The organism is Azospirillum sp. TSH58 (assembly GCF_003119115.1).
Lineage (GTDB): Bacteria > Pseudomonadota > Alphaproteobacteria > Azospirillales > Azospirillaceae > Azospirillum.
Map to the genome: position 1 here is coordinate 1,014,338 of NZ_CP022364.1, position 16,185 is coordinate 1,030,522.

The following is a 16,185-nucleotide window of genomic DNA, read 5'->3' on the forward strand; positions in this document are numbered from 1 at the left end:
ACCAGGATGGCTTCGTGCTCGACGTGCTCGTCCAGAGCCGGAGCACAGGACGCCGGTGTCGGTTCCAGAGCATCCTCCAGCGGCGGCTCGCCGGTCGCGATGGTGATCGGCAGGGATGGTGATCGGCAGGAAGGCCGGCAGTCGGGGTTGCGAACCGAAGAGATGCCGACGCCAGCGCTGCAGCAAGCTGACGCCCACACCTTGGTGCCGAGCAACCCCCGTCGCTCGACGGCCCGGCTGGAACGCCCATCCGTGCATGACGCTGGCTTGGAGATATGGTGGCCGCCCGAAGCGAGTGGGTGGCCACCACCAGATGGCGGTGTTTCCTCAACCGCTCAGCTGCGAACGTCGATGACAACGCGACCGCGAATCCCGCCGGCCAGGATCCGGCTTGCCAACCCCGGCAACGCTTCAAAAGGCTGCACCTCGTACATCGTCTTCAGCGCGTCCTTGTCCAGATCGCGGGCCAGCCGTGTCCAGGCGGCGTTCCGCCGATCCTGCGGAGCCATGACGGAATCGACGCCGAGCAGCGCCACGTTGCGCAGGATGTGCGGCAAGACCGTCCCCGGCAGATCGGATGAGCCGGCCAAACCGCAAGCGGCGATGGCACCTCCCCAGACAGTCTGCGACAGCGCGTTGACCAGCGTGTGACCGCCCACCGAGTCGACGCCGCCGGCCCAGCGCTCCTTCTGCAAGGGCGCCCCCTTCTCCTGGAGAGCGGCGCGGTCGATGAATCCGCTGGCGCCGAGACTGCGCAGGTAATCATGCGTGTCCGGCCGGCCGGTGGAGGCGACCACCGGGTAACCGCGCTTGGCGAGCAGCGCCACCGCGACCGAACCGACACCGCCGGCGGCCCCGGTGACCAGAACCTCCTTGCTGCCCGGCTGGACCGCGCCCCATGTCTCCAGGGCTTCGACGCAGAGCGCCGCCGTGTAACCGGCGGTGCCGATGCCCATCGCCTCTTCCAGCGAGAAGGCATCCGGCAACCGGGTCAGCCATTCGGGCTTCAGGCGCTGGAACCGGGTGTAGCCGCCCCACTGCGTTTCCGACATGCCCCAGCCGTTGGCGACCACCTTGTCGCCGGGCTTCCAGGCGGGGGAACGGGATTCGACCACGGTCCCCGCCAAATCGATGCCGGCGACCATCGGCAGCTTGCGGGCGATGCGCCCCTTGCCGCTGACCGCGAGCCCGTCCTTGTAGTTGACGGTGGAATAGGCGACCTCGACCAGCACGTCGTTGTCCGGCAGGTCGGCGAGGGTGAGTTGCTTGAAGCCGCCCTTGGGCTTGCCGTCGACGTCTTCGATCACGAAGGCCTTGAAAGTGTCGGCCATGATTGGATCCTTGCTTTGGGACGAAGAGAATTGTTGGATCTCGGGGGGCGATGCGGGCCGCGCTTCAGCCGCCTGCGGAGAACGTCAGCTGCGCCCGCTCCTTCAGTTTGCCGCGCTGGATTTTCTCTCCGTTGGGGCTCATCGCCGTCGGAAACTGGTCCACCACGACGAAACGCGCCGGAATCTTGAAATCGGCCAGTGTGGCTCCGACACGCTCGCGCAGGGCGGTCTCGTCGAGAACGGCGCCCTCGCGCAGGCGCAGGAAGGCCACGGGCTTGTTGCCGCGCTCCGTCGCCACCTCGACGACCACGGCGGTCTCCACGCTGCCGTCGCGTTGCAGCACCGCCTCGATCTCCGCAGGATCAACCAGAAAGCCGCCGAGACGGAGGACGTCGCCGCTGCGGCCCTTGAAGATGAAGCCGCCATCCACCCGCATCGTCGCCAGATCGCCGGTGATGAAGAAGCCGTCCTCGGTGAAGGCGGCGCGGGTCGCTTCGGGATTGCCGAAATACGCGCAGAACAGCGTGTCCGACGCGATCTCAAGGCTGCCGATCCCGCCCGGCGGGAGGACGCACCCGGTGGCGGTGTCACGCACCCGCACCCGCGCCTTGGGATTGACCGGATGGCCGCCCGACAGCTTGCGCAGACCGATCGGGGCGTTCGGGGCCTGTCGTGAGAAGAACGAAAAGATCTCGCTCATCCCGAAGCCGTTGGTCATCGGCACGCCGCGCCGCTCCGCCTCTTCGGGTAACAGGGCCAGGGTGGGGTTGAACGAGGCGATCAGGCAGTCGCGCAGGGACGGAAACGGCTTGTCCTCCGGGCAGACGTCGAGCAGGCGCTTGAAAAGGTCGTCCGGTCCGTTCAGGTGGGTGATCGACCGCGACCGGATCAGGTCGCGGGCCTCCACCGGCTCGAACAGGCTCATCAGCGTGACGGACGCGGCGCCGGCCACGGTGGCGGCGAACTGCGAGAAGCCGAACACGCCGCAGAACGGGATGGCTTGCAGCAGATGGGCGTCGGGGGCGTCATAGCCGAAGGCGGCGGCCACCTGCGTGGCGTGCTGGGCGACGGCGCCTTGGCGGTGCAGGGCGAACTTGGGAAGACCGGTGGTGCCCGAGGTTGGAAAGATGATGCAGGGCAGGTCCGGTGCCGCGGCGCTTTCCCCGGGCGCTTCGGCCAGCAGATCGCGGTGATGGACCACCCGTACGCCGGGCAGCGGGAAGTCGGGCAGCGGGAGGTCAGAGCGTCCGTCGTCCTCGCACAGGACCGCCAGACGAAGCGACGCCATCGCGGCCGGGTCGAGTTCGCCCAGCATGGTCAGGAACGGGATGTTCTTGAAGCCGGGCCAGACGATGATCGTCGACGCGCCGGTGCGGCTGATGATGGATTCGACCTCGGCCCGGCGGAAGCGCGTGTTCACCGACACGGTGATCGCGCCGATGTGCAGGCAGGCGAAGAACAGGTCGAGATACGGGATGCCGTTCGGCAGCCAGAAGGCGACCCGGTCGCCCGGACCGACGCCAAGCCCCCGGAGCGCCGACGCGCAGCGCAAGCTGCGGTCCAGCAGATCCCCGTAGGACAGGGAGTGCTCGTTCCATCGAATGAGCGCGCCGGGCGCCGTCGCGGCGGCGTGGCGCAGATGGTCGATGGGGGTGGCGGTGAAGGGAGAGGCCATGTGCGTCATCACGGTCCTGTCGGCATCCGATGAGCCGTTGAAAAGAAGGGCGTCGGGGAAAGAGAACGCCCCCTCCCCCACGGATGGCAGAGGGGGACGCCCCGTCGGGCCGGGGGCCCGGCGCGGTCAGCGATCGCTCCACTTGGGCAGCGGAACCTTGCGCATCTCGCCGTTGGCGGCGCTCTGCGGCCAGACGACCTGCAGCTTGCCGTCCTGCCACTGCATGACCGAGATCAGCGCCCGGGTGTTCTGCCCCGCTTCCTTCTCGCCGATCTGATTCAGCTTCACTCCGGCGCCGGTCAGCAAACTGCCGTCCGGCAGGTCGGTGGCGTAGGCGGCCTTGCGCAGCGCCGCCAGATCGGTCGAGCCGGCGCGCGGGATCACGTCCGTGAACAGCGTCCAGAAGCCTCCGAACGCGATCAGGCCCAGCGGCCCCGGATCGCGCTTCTCCTTGGCGCGGAAGCCTTCGATGAACTCCGCGTACAGCTTCTGCGTCGGCTCCGGCAGGTTGGAGACGTTCGGCGAGGCCGGGGCGTCCACGTCGAAGATGCCGTCGGCGCTGGCGCCCGTCGCGGCGAGGAAGTCCGGCAGGGCGTAGCCGGTGCCGATGCCGATCATGGCCGGAATGTGGAGGTCCAGTTCGCGGACCTGCCGCCAGAACAGGGCGGCGTCGTTCAGGTAGGAGGTCGCGATGACCGCGTCGGGCTTGGCCGCCTTCAGGCTGAGCACCAGGGACGACAGATCGTTCACGGTGCGGCTGTAGCGCTCGTTGGCGACCAGCTGCATGCCGAGGGTCTTCGTCTGGTTCGCCGCCGCGTCGCCGACCGACTGGCCGAACTCCGAATCCTCGGAGATCACGGCGATGCGCAGATCCTTCGGGTCCTTGCCCAGCTTGCCGGCGATGTCCTTGGCGAAGTCCGCCGCCGTCTGGCCCATCATCGACGCGTTGAAGGTCAGGCGGATGGTGTTCTTGTACTTGCGCTGGGTGATCTTGTCGGCAACGGCGATGGTCTCCCAGTACAGGGCGCCTTCGCGCTCCGCCACCTCGCTGGCGGCAAGGGCCAGCGAACTGGCGTAGCTGCCGGCGATCACCGGAACCTTCTCGCGCACGATCAGCCGGGTCGCCTCGGCGTTGGCGGCGGTCGGGGCCGGCGCGTCGGCGACGGCGTAGGTCACCGGTCGGCCGAGCACGCCGCCGCGCTTGTTGATCATGTCGCGGGCGACCTCGGCGGCCTGATAGGCCTCGTTGCCGATCAGCGCCATCGGGCCGGACAGCGGGAAGAGGACGCCGATCTTCAGCGGATCGGCGGCCTGGGACGGAACGGCGGCACCGGCCGCCGCCGCGGCGATGGCCGCCGCGGCGAGGATGGATTTCAAGTTCATGATGGTTTTTCCTCCCTTTGTGTTTTGTATCGTCGCGCCGTTGCCCTCCCGCGGATCAGCCGCCGAGATAGGCTTCCTTCAGGCGCGGGTCCGTCAGCAGGTCGGCCGCCGGACCGGACAGGACGATGTGGCCGTTCTCCAGCACATAGCCCCGGTCCGACATGGCGAGCGAATGCTTCACGTTCTGCTCGACCAGCAGGATGGTGATGCCGGTCTCCTTGATGCTGCGGACCAGCTTGAAGACGACATCGACCATGATCGGGGCGAGGCCCAGCGTCGGCTCGTCGAACATGATCGCGCGCGGCTTCGCCATCAGCGCGCGGCCGATGGCGCACATTTGCTGCTCGCCGCCGCTCATCGACCCGGCGAGCTGGCCGGAGCGCTCCCGCAGCCGGGGCATCAGGTCGAAGACCTTCTCCAGACTTTCCGCGCGGTGGGCGCGGGCGTGCGGAGCGAAGGCGCCGAGCTCCAGATTCTCCCGCACCGTCATGAAGGGGAACAGCCGCCGGCCCTCCGGCACCTGGACCAATCCGCGCCGGGCGATCGCGTGCGGCGGCAGGGAGCCGATGTCCTGGTCGAAGAAGGACACCCGCCCGTACCGTTCGACCGTGCCGGAAATGGCGTTCAGCAGCGTGGTCTTTCCCGCCGCGTTGGCGCCGACGACCGAGACCACCTCGCCTTCCCGGACGTCCAGGTCGATTCCGTGGAGCGTCTGGATCTCGCCATAGAAGGCATCGAGCTTTCTAACCGTGAGCACCGAAGTCCTCCCCCAGATAGGCTTGGATCACCGCCTTGTCGTTCAGGACCTCGGCCGGCAGCCCTTCGGCCAGCTTGCTGCCGTGGTTCATGACCACGATCCGGTCGCTGACCGCCGTGATGACGCGCATCAGATGTTCGATGATCAGGATGCTGACGCCGTGCGCGCGGATGGCCTCGATCAGCAGGATGGCCTTCTCCACCTCGGACGGGTTGAGGCCCGCCATGACCTCGTCCAGCAGCAGCACCTTCGGCCGGGTCGCCAGCGCGCGGGAGATTTCCAGGCGCTTGCGGCCGGGCAGCGGCAGGCTCGCGGCCGGCATGTCGCGGCGGTCGGCCAGCCCGGTCAGGACCAGAGCCTCCTCGGCGATGCGGCGGGCCTCGGCGATGTTGTGCGTCTGGTTGATCGCGCCGACCACCACGTTGTCGAGCACCGAGAGCCCGCCGAACGGCTTCACGATCTGATAGGTGCGGGCCAGCCCGGCGCGGCAGACCTGGTGCGCCTTCAGGCCGGTGATGCTCCTGCCCTCCAGCAGGACCTGCCCCTCCGTCGGCGGAAAGGCCCCGGCGATGCAGTTGAACAGCGTGGTCTTGCCGGCCCCGTTGGGACCGATCAGGCCCAGGATCTCGCCCTTGTTGATGGTGAGATGGACGTCGTTGACGGCGCGGAGGCCGCCGAACCGCTTGCTGATGCCCCGGACTTCAAGCATGGCGGCTCTCCTCGCGGACCGGACGGCGACGGGTGGCCCCGCCGAACGCCCCGCGCAGGCGCCGGGCGGTGGCGCGTGGCGCGCGGATGGCGCTCATCAGGCCCTGTGGCATGGCGATGACCATCACGATGAGAAGCGCGCCGTAGACGAGCAGGTACAGGCCCTGAAGGCTGCCGGCGAACTCCGCGCGGAGATACTCGCTGAGCGGAACGATGAGCACCGCGCCCAGGATGGGGCCGAGCGGGGTGCCCATGCCGCCGATGATGGCGATCAGCGCGATCTCCACCGAGAAGCCGATGCTGAGCACGGTGGACGGCTCGATCAGCAGGATGTAGTTGGCGTAGAGCGTGCCGGCGATGGCGCTGAGGAAGGCCGACAGACCGATGGAGAACAGCTTGGCCCGCACGGTGTCGACGCCAAGCGCCTCGGCCGCCTCCTCGTTCTCGCGCATGGCCGCCAGGGCGTAGCCGATCCAGGAGCGCTCCAGCACGTAGGTGATGAGAAGCACGATCAGAAGCGCCGCCATCATGATGTAGACGTACCAGAGCCGGTCGGAGAACATCATGTTCGCGAAGCTCGGGTCGAACGGCAGGGACAGCCCTTCCGCCCCGCCGGTGAAGGAGCGCCAGTTGACGATGGCGATGCGCAGCACCTCGGCGAAGGCGATGGAGGCCAGCGCGAAGAACGGACCCTGGAGGCGCAGGGTCAGCGCGCCGATCAGCGTCGCGAAGGCCACGGCCGCTCCCGCCCCGACGAACATGCCGATCCAGGGCGACAGGCCGAAATGCATGTAGAGCAGCGTCGATCCGTAGGCGCCAAGCCCGAAGAACGCGGCATGGCCCAGCGAGAATTGCCCGGCGTAGCCGCCGGCGATGTTCCAGGCGGAAGCGGCCAGCGCCCAGAACAGGACCTTCCAGACGAAGTGCAGCGTGTAGGAATCGGCGGCGACCAAAGGCAGCGCCACCAAGGCCGCGACCATCGCCAGGGACAGCAGCAGGCCCTTGCGCGTCGGCCGGTAGGGAGCCAGGAGGGACGTCAGCGTCATGGATCAGGCCCCCAGTTTTTCGGAGCCGCGCTGACCGAACAGCCCGGCGGGACGGAGCAGAAGCACGGCCAGGAAGACGAGAAAATAAGCCATCTGGCGCATCTCGGAGCCGATGAAGAAACCGCTCAGCGTCTCGATCAGGCCGATCGCCAGACCGCCGATCAGGGCGCCCGCGATGCTGCCCAGACCGCCGAGCACGACCACCACGAAGGCGATCAGCACGAGGTTGATGCCGACCGTCGGATAGACCGGGAACATCGGCGCCAGCAGGGCACCGGTCAGCCCGGCGCAGGCGGTGCCGAGACCGAAGGTGAACAGGTCGATCCCCTTCACGTCGATGCTCATCAGCGACGCCGACCGCCGGTCCTGCGCGACGGCGCGCATCGCCTTGCCGGTGTAGGACGTCTTCAGGAACAGATAGATGACGGCGACCACCGCCATCGCGACCGCGAAGGCGATCAGCAGCGGCGCCGGCAGGGCGATCTCGCCGATCCGCAGCACCTTGCCGGAGAACACCGACGCGGTGGTGCGGAAATCACCGCCGAAGATCATCAGCGTGACGTTCTGCAGGACCAGCCCCAGCCCGACGGTGGCGAAGATCTGCGCCACCTGCGGCGCGCCCTGGATCGGCCGGATGATCGCCCAGGACAGGAACAGGCCGAACAGGAACATCAGCGGCGTCACGATCAGCAGGACGAGATAGGAGTCCAGACCGCTCCAGCTGTTCAGCACATAGGTCAGGTACATGCCGACCATGACGAAGTCGCCATGGGCGAAGTTCTTGATGCGGGACACCCCGAAGATCAGCGTCAGTCCGATCGAGATCAACGCGTAGATGCCGCCGAGCAGGAGGCCTGACACCACAAGCTGGACGATGATGGCCGACATGGCGTCACCCCCCTGCCGGAGCCTGGGACGGCGCCGGGCCATAGGACATCGGGTCGTAGGACACCGACCTCACCCGCATGTCCGCCGTGACCTTGCCCTCGTCGTTCCGGCTCTGCGCCATCTCAACGGCACCGTCGGTGGAGCGGCGGACCCAGAGGCTGGAGCGGGAGTCCCAGAAGACCGGGCGCAGGTAACGCACCTCGACGTCGAAGGCGGCCGGCGGACGTTCGTCCGCCAGGACGGACAGCAGCCAGACCGCCGACATGATCCCCTGGGCCAGCGGGGCGCGGAATCCGTGGCGGCGCGCGAACTCCTCGTCGAAGTGGATGTCGTTGCCGACGTCCTGGGAGAAGACGCGGACCTTGTCGGGCGTCACCTGCTTCTCGCGCAGCAGGGTCCAGCCATCGGCCGGAAGCTCGGCCCGCCGCGGCATCGGCGGCGCGTCGCCGGCATCCTGCGCCGTTTGTCCCTGCGGATCGGCGAGGAGGCCGGTCAGCTCGGTCTCGATGCAGACGCGGCCTTCGCCGTCGGTCAGGCGGTAGAGTTCGGTGACGCTGTGGCCCTTTCGCACCTTGTGCAGGTCGCGGACCCAACCGGTCACGGTCAGCGGTTCCCCAACCCTGGACGGCCGGAACTGGCGGTAGACCTGCGAGAAGAACACGTAGCCGTCGATGTCGAGGCCGCTGGCGACCATCGAGTCGAAGCAGTCCAGCCCGAACAGGCCGGCTTCGTACTGGTCGCCGTAAAGAGCGGGATCGACGTCGGCCGAGGTCAGGCGTTCGGTCTGATAGGCCGCGGAATGGGCGACGCTGCGCGACGGGTATTCGAATCCCGACGGCGCCCAGCGCGCCCCCCTGGCGCGCGGCGACCTGTTCGTCGCGTTGTCCATGGTCCTCCCCTCAATCCCAATTCATGATTGTTTGGTGGATAATCTAATTCAGGGATCGACGTGTCAACCTCCAAGACGCTTATTCGACCTGAAAGTCGAATCGATGCCTTAAGGGTCGATCGGGGCTTGATCGGAACGCCCGGTTGTGTTCCAAGGGAAGGACACTGGTGAAGCGGGTTGCGACACATCGCGAAGGCTGAGGCAACGGACGACATGGCACGCTGGAACAAATCTGTCCTCAACCCTGAGCAGCAGAGAAACCTCAAGCTTGAGGTCCTTTACCAAGTCTCCGCCGCTGCTTTCCGTCGCAACGGCTATCACGGAACGTCTCTGGTCGATATCGCCGAGACTCTGGGGGTATCCAAGGCCACGCTCTATTATTACGTCAAGAATAAGCAGGATCTTCTTTTCCAATGCCATTTGGCAGCAGCCGACCAAGCGTTGGCAACAATCTGCACGGACTCGTCCCTGAATGGACTTGAGCAATTAAGACTTAGCCTTGTTGCCTACATCATCTCGATCATCGGCGATGACAGCTTTAGCGTCGTCATATTGGAAGAGCGCTCGCTCAGCGACGACCAGTTGCGGGTGGTGATCGAGAAACGCGATGCCTTCGAGCGCCGCTTGCAAGACGTCGTGCGCACCGGGGTCACAGATGGCAGCATCCTGCGCTGCGATCCGAAGTTCGCCGTCTTCTCCGTTCTGGGTGCTGCAAACTGGGTGACGAAATGGTATCGGCCCGGGGGGGCCTGGACCATCGGCGAGATCGCGGAGGCGTCGGCGTCTCTCCTGTGCCGTGGGCTGGCCGCCGGACCCGTACAGGGCTATCCGGGCAATCGGCTGTACGGCGACCAACCGTAACGGCACCGTCAAGTTCGGGTTGGCAGGGTCGGAGAGCATGCAGAAGTGTTGGCGCTCAGGCCGGGCTGTTTGATGGATGGGATCGCTGTCGTAGGCAGCGGCCCACCTCCGTTTGGGTTTCTGGCTGCGCAAGTTGTGTGGGCCGACCGAATGGCTGATTGAGAAGCGCAGCACCAAAAGGCGGCGCTCCTGGCGGGCGCTGCACATCGGCCTGGACGCGGGCAGCGGCCGGATCGTCGCCGCCACGCTGACCGACCGGGGCAGCGATGACGCCTCCACCTTCGTTTTCAAGTTCTGCGCAGAGCATCAATCGGGCGGTTAAAAACCAGCGGGAAAAGTTTGTCCGCCCAAACCGCCGTCCAGGAACGACCGGAACCCAGCCCATCGGGAGGGGCAGCAGGCGGGTGATGGCGCGGTCGAAAGCACCGGGATCCGCTTGGTTGTCGCACAGAGAGAGCAGGCGTTGATGAAACAGGTCGAGCCTAGGGTCCGGACCCATAAAGAGCCTTTCCCGAAGGGAATCGTTGTGATTCAAAGCCCTGGAAAGGGGCTTTGTTATGAACGACGGTCAGTTCTGGTTGACGGTGGAGCAGTTCGGACGGCTTGAGCCACACCTTCCGCGCGATACCCGAGGCAAGCCGCGCGTGGATGACCGACGTGTGATCAGCGGGATCGTCCATGTGCTGAAGTCGGGTGGGCGCTGGGCGGACGCACCGCCGGTCTACGGTCCGCGCAAGACGCTCTACAACCGCTTCGTCCGCTGGGCGGCCAAAGGCGTGTGGGAGGACATCTTCCATGCGTTGGCAGCGGCAGGTGGCCCACCAGCCCAGGTGATGATCGACTCCACGGCGGTCCGCGCCCATCGTTCAGCGAGTGGCGGGAAAGGGGGGAGCGCGCCCAGGCCATTGGACGGTCCCGAGGTGGGAGAACCACCAAAATCCACGCCCTGAGCGATCCGCGCGGTCGGCCGCTCGCCTTCCTGTTGACCGGCGGTCAGGTGGCTGACTGCACCGCCGCCGACCGTCTGCTCGACCGGATGCCCGCCACCAATCTCCTGCACGGCGACAAGGGATACGACAGTGCCGCTGTTCGCCGGAAGATCGAAGAGGCGGGAGCCGCGCCCAACATCCCGCCACGCGCCAACAAGCGCTGGAAAAACTGCTTCTCTCCCTACCTTTATCGGAACCGTAACGTCATCGAGCGCATGTTCGGACGCCTCAAGGATTTCCGGCGCATCGCCACCCGATACGACCGCTCCGCCACCAACTTCATGGCCGCCGTCCACATCGTGGCAACCGTCGCCTACTGGTTATGAGTCCGGACCCTAAGAAGGGCAAAGGCGCTTTGACTTGCCGCCTGATCAACCCGCAACGTTTCGCACCACCAACCCGGCAAAGACATTGGAATCCGGCTTTTCGCACGAACCATCGCGACGCCCTTCACGGTGATCGACCGGTGACGGAAGACAAAGAATACGTTGCTGGGATTGCACCGCAAAAACGTTGACACGCAAGGCGATGACTTGAACCAGATCAATCTTATTGTGGAAATGGGGTCACGCCGGCTCTGATGAAATCAGCCTTTTCAACATTTTAATCGGGTCAACCCATCCGTGGCCTGATGCTAGTTCGTCGGACCACGGCTGGACCGGCCCGGAGACGGCACGCCTCGACCGGACCGGGGCCGGTTCATCAGCTGCTGCCGCGGCGGGTCAGCGTCAGTTCGACGGCGCAGGTCGGTTCCGACGGCATCTCGCCGCGCATCCGCTGCAGGATCATCGATCCGGCCTGACGGCCGAGATCGCGGCTGTCGATCCCGATGGTGGTCAGGCCGGGCGGCAGTTCTTCGGCGACGTCGTTGTGGCCGAAGCCGAGAATGGCGATGTCGTCGGGCAGCCGCATGCCCAGCCGGCGCGCCTCCAGCAATGCACCGGTCGCCAGCAGGTCGTTGGCGCAGAACACCGCCTCGACCGCCGCGTTGCGCGACAGAAGGTCACCGAGCGCGCGGCGGCCATCGACCATGCTGCTGACCCCGTCGACCGACAGTTCGGCGACGATGTCGAGCCCGGCGGCGCGGGCGCCCTCGCGGAAGCCGGTGAGGCGAAGGGCGCCGCGGCCGCTGCGGCGGCCGATGAAGCCGACGCGACGGTAGCCGCGCTCGGCGAAATGCTCGGCCGCCAAGCGGCCGCTGTCGATGTTCGAGAAGCCGACCAGCATGTCGATCGGGTCGCGGGGATAGGCCCAGGTCTCCATGATCGGGATTCCCAGCGCCCGCAAGGCCCGCCGGTTGTCCTCGATCTCGATGACGCCGGTGAACATGACCGCCGCCGGGCGCATCTCGCGCAGCGACTGGATCATCGTCGTTTCCTTGGCGTAGGAGTAGGAGGTCTGCCCGATCATCAACTGGTAGCCCTGCGGCTCCAGGACCTCGCCGCAGCCCTGCACGGCGAGGCAGAACTGCTGGCTCTGAAGGTTCGAGACGAAGGCGGCGACGATGTTCGACTGACCGGACCTCAGCGCGCGGGCATGGGGGTTGGTGGCGTAGCCGGTGCGCTCCACGATCTCCAGGATCTTGCGGCGCTTGGCCTCGGCCACCTTTTCCGGATGGCGCAGGGCGCGCGAGACGGTGATCGGCGAGACCCCGGCAAGCCGGGCGATCTCGACGATGCGCGGCGGAGCCGCCCCATCGCGGGACACCACCTCGACCGGTCCCCCGTCGCTGGACGGCAACGGTTCCGCTGCCCGGAGGCGGAGGACGTCGTCGATGGTCGGCGGCCGCCTTGCCGCACCGGTGTCACTCATGCCGCCCGTCTCCCGTCTGTTGATCCGCGGTTGTCAATCAGCGGTCAGGCCGCGCGCGTCAGGACGCCCGCCTCCTCGACCGGACGCGCCACCTGGATCAGGCAGTCGCCAGCCTCGCTGTCGCTGTGCAGGCGCCGCGAGATGACGATGCCCGCCTCCTGGAAGCGCAGTTCCTCCTCCGGCTGGTCGAAACGCGTCAGGTCGTGGAACCAGCCGGCGAGGTCGCCGGCATCGACCCGCGCCCCGACGTCGACCGCCGGCTCGAACCAGCCGCGCCGCAGCGCGTAGATCGCCTGCCGGTGGCTGTCAAGCTGAAGCAATTGCATGGGTGCCGGAGCAGGCCCGGAAACCGAGAGGACCGGCGCATCGGTCAAACCGACGGCGATCAGCAGGTTGTCGATCGCGCGGGCGGTGTAGGCCATGGTCTCCGGCGTCACCGTGCCGCCGCCGCCGAACTCGCCGCTGATGCCGATGACGCCGGCCCGCGCCGCGGCCGCCATCGAGGTCGGCGCCGTGGCGCCATTCTCCGCCACGAAGCCATAGGGCATCCCCAGCGCCCGCATCAGCTCCAGGGCGCGGCCCAACCGGTCGGGCGTGCCCTGCCGCTCGATCAGGGCGCACGGCAGATGGGCCATGGAGGTGCCGCCGGAATGGAGGTCGAACACCACGTCGTGGCGCGGAAACAGTTCGTGCTCGAGGAAATGCGCCAGCCGGAAGGTCGGCGCTCCGGCGGGGTCGCCGGGAAAGGCGCGGTTGAGATTGCCCTCGTCCAGCGGCGACCGGCGCCGCGCCGCCATCACCGCCGGCGCGTTGGTGGCCGGCAGGATCGTCACCTCGCCGCGGATGCGCGCGGGATCGAGCCGGCGGAACAGGCGGCCCAGCAGCAGTTCGCCTTCGTACTCGTCGCCATGGTTGCCCGCCATCAGCAGCACGCGCGGACCAGCCCCGTTGCGCACGCGGCAGACCGGGACCTTCACCTGATAATAGGGGGAACGGTCCACCGAGAACGGGATGCTGAGGAAATCCAGCGACTTGCCGTCGGCGGCGAAATCGAGCGCGTGGTAGAGGCCAGTGTGCATTCCAAAAACCTTGTGGCGGAGGGGCGCCTTAACAGCGTTTGCCAGGGCAGCGGATGCCCGGCGCCTCCTCCGGTTCGCCGGGAAAGCGGGCTGCGTCGGTGGCTCCTGATCCCGACGGGTCGGAACCAGGAGCGTCGGCGGTGTTACAGCGAGGCCAGCGCCGTCATCTCGACGCGCAGGTCCGGGTCGGCCAGCCGCGCCTCGGTGCAGGCGCGGGCCGGCGGGTTAGCGGGGTCGATCCAGGCGTCGTAGACCTCGTTCATGGCGTCGAAGTCGGTGATGTGCGGCAGGAAGACGTTGACGGCGACCAGCTTGGACTTGTCGGTGCCGGCTTCCTCCAGCAGGGCGTCGATCTTCGCCAGCACGTCCCGGGTCTGCTCCGCGATCGACCCCTTGCGGTTGTTGGCGACCTGGCCGGCGATGTGGACCATGCCCTGGCAGACGACGGCCTGGCTCATGCGCGAACCGACCTGGAACCTCGTGATCATCGAATGAAACCTCTCTTGCGATGCCGAACGGCGGATTACATCTGCGGAAGCGTCTGCTTTTCCTTGAACCACTTCATCTGAAGGGCGCTCAGCTTGCCGTTCAGGCGGTTGTAGAACAGGAAGGTGTTGATCCAGTTGACCATGTCCTGTTCGCCGTGGCGGACGACCACATGGGCCGGCGACTGGCGGATCAGGAACTTCAGCTCGACATCCTTGCCGGGATTGTCCTCGGACACCTTCAGCGCGATGGCGCTGTTCTCGGCGAAGGTCTCGACCTGGCCGGCCAGATAGGCGGCGATGGCGCCGGGGGTGTCCTCGAAGCGGACCAGCTTGGCGCCGGGGGCGTTGTCGGTCAGCCAGATGTCCAGCGTCGAGCCCTTGGCGACGCCGATGCTGTGGCCCTTCAACTCGGCCGGGTCGGTGGCGGTGGCCATCGCCTTCGCCCCGTAGACGCCGAGATTGACCGCGGCGTAGGGCTGGGAGAAGGCCACCTGCTGGGCGCGCTCCGGCGTCGCGCCGGCGGCGGCGATCAGCACGTCCACCTTGTTGGCGAGCAGGCTGGGGATGCGGTTGGCGCCGGTCACCTGGACCAGCTCCAGCTTCACGCCCATGTCGGCGGCCATCAGCTTGGCAAGGTCGATGTCGAGGCCGGCGGCCTCGCCCTTGGCGTCCTTGAAGCCCCAGGGGGCGGCGTCCATCAGCACGCCGACGCGCAGCTTGCCGGCCGACAGGGCGCTCTTCAGGGCATCCGCCTGCGCGGCGGACGGCAGGGCGGCGGAGGACAGGGCGACGGTGGCGCAGACCGCCACGGCGGCGGCGAGGGTCCGGAAGAGTCTCACGACATTGCTCCTCTGTTCTGGTCGTTGTCCGGCCCTTAAGGGGCTCGGTGAAAAGGGGACCGGTGGTGGCTCAGCGCGCGGAGGCGATGAAGCTCCGCAGTTCGGGGGTGCGGGGATTGGCGAAGAGTTCCGCCGGCGGCCCCTCCTCCCAGACGCGGCCCTGGTGCATGAAGACGATCTTGGAGGCGACGTTGCGGGCGAAGCCCATCTCGTGGGTGACCAGGACCATCGTCATGCCCTGGCGCGCCATGTCCTCCATCACCTTGAGAACCTCGCCGACCAGCTCCGGGTCGAGGGCCGAGGTCACCTCGTCGAACAGCATCAGGTGCGGCCCCATGGCGAGGCAGCGGGCGATGGCGACGCGCTGCTGCTGCCCGCCGGAGAGCTGGGCCGGATAGGCGTCGATCTTGTCGGCCAGCCCGACGCGGGCCAGCACGTCCATCGCCAGCGCCCGGCCCTCCGCCTTGGCGATCCGCTTGTTGAGGACCGGGGCCAGCGTGATGTTGCGCTCCACCGTCATGTGCGGGAACAGGTTGAAGGCCTGGAAGACGATGCCGACGCGCTGGCGGAAGCCGCGCAGGTTTGGCATGTCGGTGCGCACCGGCTGGCCCTCCACCGTGATCTCGCCGCCGTCGATGCGCTCCAGCGCGTTGATGCAGCGCAGCAGGGTCGATTTGCCGGAGCCCGACTTGCCGATGATGGTGACGATCTCGCCCTCGTCGATGCTGAGCGAAACACCCTTGAGCACCTCGATGGAACCGTAGCTCTTGGTAACGTTCTTGATGTCAACGAGCGCCATTGAGACGGGCCTCCAGGGAACGCGCCCACAGGGTGAGGGGCAGGCAGGCGGCGAAGTAGATCGCCGCGACGATCGAGTAGACCAGCAGGGGCTGGAAGGTGGCGGCGCTGACCAGCTGACCGGCGCGGGCGAGTTCCACGAAGCCGACGATGGAGGCCAGCGACGTGCCCTTGATCAGCTGGACGAGGAAGCCGACGGTTGGCGGCAGCGCCATGCGGAAGGCCTGCGGCGCGATGACGTAGCGGAACTGGTGCCAGGTCGACAGGCCGAGGCAGGCGGCGGCCTCCCACTGCTCGTGCTTCACCGCCTCGATGCCGCCGCGCCAGATCTCGCCGAGGAAGGAGGCGGTGTAGACGGTCATGGCGATGCCGACGGCGACCAGCGGCGACATCTCCACCCCGAGGAAGACCGGCATGCCGAAGTAGAAGAACATCAGCAGGCCGAGCAGCGGGACGCCCTGGACGAGCTGGAGGAAGGCGGTGGCGGTCCAGCGCAGCGCGCGGCGGGCGCTGGTCCGCATCAGGGCGAGCGCCAGCGCCAGCGGGGCGCCGAAGGCGAGCGCGATGAGGACGAGGACGCCCGTCCATTGCAGCGCGCTGAGCAGCGACAGGAAGTCGGCGAGGGAAAAGGAACGCATGGCC

General features: G+C 67.2%; 17 protein-coding genes. 3 read left to right on the forward strand and 14 right to left on the reverse strand.

The window, feature by feature from the left end:
* Positions 1–335 precede the first annotated feature (335 nt).
* From TSH58p_RS08335 to TSH58p_RS08370, 8 genes are all read right to left on the reverse strand, one after another.
* Positions 336–1,331, reverse strand: coding sequence for an MDR family oxidoreductase (locus TSH58p_RS08335; protein ID WP_109071407.1), 996 nt, complete (start codon positions 1,329–1,331; stop codon positions 336–338).
* 64 nt (positions 1,332–1,395) lie between these two features.
* A complete protein-coding gene (locus TSH58p_RS08340; RefSeq protein ID WP_109071416.1) occupies positions 1,396–3,006 on the reverse strand; it encodes an AMP-binding protein in 1,611 nt (536 codons plus the stop codon).
* A gap of 126 nt (positions 3,007–3,132) precedes the next feature.
* Positions 3,133–4,389 (reverse strand): ABC transporter substrate-binding protein, encoded by a 1,257-nt coding sequence (locus TSH58p_RS08345; RefSeq protein WP_109071408.1) that lies wholly within the window; start codon positions 4,387–4,389, stop codon positions 3,133–3,135.
* A gap of 55 nt (positions 4,390–4,444) precedes the next feature.
* Entirely contained in the window at positions 4,445–5,146 is a 702-nt protein-coding gene (locus TSH58p_RS08350; protein ID WP_109071409.1) for an ABC transporter ATP-binding protein, read from the reverse strand.
* On the reverse strand, positions 5,133–5,855 hold the full coding sequence (locus TSH58p_RS08355; RefSeq protein ID WP_109071410.1) for an ABC transporter ATP-binding protein: 723 nt from the start codon (positions 5,853–5,855) through the stop codon (positions 5,133–5,135). Before TSH58p_RS08355 ends, TSH58p_RS08350 begins: the two co-directional genes overlap by 14 nt.
* On the reverse strand, positions 5,848–6,900 hold the full coding sequence (locus TSH58p_RS08360) for a branched-chain amino acid ABC transporter permease (protein ID WP_109071411.1): 1,053 nt from the start codon (positions 6,898–6,900) through the stop codon (positions 5,848–5,850). Before TSH58p_RS08360 ends, TSH58p_RS08355 begins: the two co-directional genes overlap by 8 nt.
* Positions 6,901–6,903: 3 nt before the next feature.
* Positions 6,904–7,788 carry a branched-chain amino acid ABC transporter permease gene (locus TSH58p_RS08365; RefSeq protein ID WP_109071412.1) on the reverse strand — a complete coding sequence of 295 codons (885 nt, stop codon included), beginning with the start codon at positions 7,786–7,788 and terminating at the stop codon, positions 6,904–6,906.
* 4 nt (positions 7,789–7,792) lie between these two features.
* On the reverse strand, positions 7,793–8,677 hold the full coding sequence (locus TSH58p_RS08370) for a MaoC family dehydratase (RefSeq protein ID WP_109071413.1): 885 nt from the start codon (positions 8,675–8,677) through the stop codon (positions 7,793–7,795).
* A gap of 213 nt (positions 8,678–8,890) precedes the next feature.
* On the opposite strand from TSH58p_RS08370, the gene TSH58p_RS08375 reads away from it, so the two are divergent.
* The 3 genes from TSH58p_RS08375 to TSH58p_RS08385 all read left to right on the forward strand — a co-directional run bounded on the left by TSH58p_RS08375 (position 8,891) and on the right by TSH58p_RS08385 (position 10,853).
* On the forward strand, positions 8,891–9,538 hold the full coding sequence (locus tag TSH58p_RS08375) for a TetR/AcrR family transcriptional regulator (RefSeq protein WP_146205914.1): 648 nt from the start codon (positions 8,891–8,893) through the stop codon (positions 9,536–9,538).
* Between the two features lie 112 nt (positions 9,539–9,650).
* Positions 9,651–9,860 (forward strand): hypothetical protein, encoded by a 210-nt coding sequence (locus tag TSH58p_RS08380; RefSeq protein ID WP_199230187.1) that lies wholly within the window; start codon positions 9,651–9,653, stop codon positions 9,858–9,860.
* Between the two features lie 235 nt (positions 9,861–10,095).
* Positions 10,096–10,853 (forward strand): IS5-like element ISAzba5 family transposase gene (locus TSH58p_RS08385; protein ID WP_109469197.1). Its coding sequence is split into 2 segments (ribosomal slippage): positions 10,096–10,429 and positions 10,429–10,853, totalling 759 coding nucleotides; the frame shifts between segments, so codons are not numbered across the junction.
* 376 nt (positions 10,854–11,229) lie between these two features.
* Here the strand turns inward: TSH58p_RS08385 and TSH58p_RS08390 are convergent.
* The 6 genes from TSH58p_RS08390 to TSH58p_RS08415 all read right to left on the reverse strand — a co-directional run bounded on the left by TSH58p_RS08390 (position 11,230) and on the right by TSH58p_RS08415 (position 16,181).
* Positions 11,230–12,339, reverse strand: a complete 1,110-nt coding sequence (locus tag TSH58p_RS08390; RefSeq protein ID WP_109069129.1) for a LacI family DNA-binding transcriptional regulator — start codon at positions 12,337–12,339, stop codon at positions 11,230–11,232.
* A gap of 44 nt (positions 12,340–12,383) precedes the next feature.
* On the reverse strand, positions 12,384–13,418 hold the full coding sequence (locus tag TSH58p_RS08395) for a succinylglutamate desuccinylase/aspartoacylase family protein (protein WP_109069128.1): 1,035 nt from the start codon (positions 13,416–13,418) through the stop codon (positions 12,384–12,386).
* Between the two features lie 143 nt (positions 13,419–13,561).
* Complete coding sequence (locus TSH58p_RS08400; protein ID WP_109069127.1) at positions 13,562–13,906, reverse strand: RidA family protein; 345 nt, start codon at positions 13,904–13,906, stop codon at positions 13,562–13,564.
* Positions 13,907–13,941: 35 nt separating this feature from the next.
* Positions 13,942–14,745: a transporter substrate-binding domain-containing protein gene (locus tag TSH58p_RS08405; RefSeq protein WP_109069126.1), complete on the reverse strand. Its 804-nt coding sequence runs from the start codon at positions 14,743–14,745 to the stop codon at positions 13,942–13,944.
* 70 nt (positions 14,746–14,815) lie between these two features.
* On the reverse strand, positions 14,816–15,544 hold the full coding sequence (locus tag TSH58p_RS08410) for an amino acid ABC transporter ATP-binding protein (RefSeq protein ID WP_109069125.1): 729 nt from the start codon (positions 15,542–15,544) through the stop codon (positions 14,816–14,818).
* Positions 15,531–16,181, reverse strand: a complete 651-nt coding sequence (locus tag TSH58p_RS08415) for an amino acid ABC transporter permease (RefSeq protein WP_109069124.1) — start codon at positions 16,179–16,181, stop codon at positions 15,531–15,533. Before TSH58p_RS08415 ends, TSH58p_RS08410 begins: the two co-directional genes overlap by 14 nt.
* Positions 16,182–16,185: the final 4 nt, after the last annotated feature.